This window comes from Winslowiella iniecta (genome assembly GCF_001267535.1).
Classification (GTDB): Bacteria; Pseudomonadota; Gammaproteobacteria; order Enterobacterales; family Enterobacteriaceae; genus Erwinia; species Erwinia iniecta.
Map to the genome: position 1 here is coordinate 87,771 of NZ_JRXE01000008.1, position 277 is coordinate 88,047.

Sequence of the window (277 nt, forward strand, 5' to 3'; positions counted from 1 at the left end):
GAAATGACCGACGCCAGCGTCACTAACAGCAGCGTGATCGCCACCCCGATCAGCCTCCCGGCTGACGGCACCAGCACTTCAGTAGTGCGGATCACTCTGCAGAACAGCAGCGGGCAGGCGATCACCGATGTGGCTTCGGTGTTAAAGGTCAGGCTAACCGAACAGCAACATCAGGATCAGCCGCCCGCACAGCGCGCCCTGAAGCTGAAGGACGCCACGCTCGGCGACGTGAAAGAGACCGCGCCGGGCGTGTATGACGCTGTCGTCACGTCCGGTA

The 277-nt window shown here is 62.5% G+C and carries 1 protein-coding gene; it reads left to right on the forward strand.

From position 1 onward, the window contains the following. A partial coding sequence (locus tag NG42_RS07275; RefSeq protein WP_162231020.1) for an Ig-like domain-containing protein occupies nucleotides 1-277 on the forward strand: 277 nt, incomplete at both ends.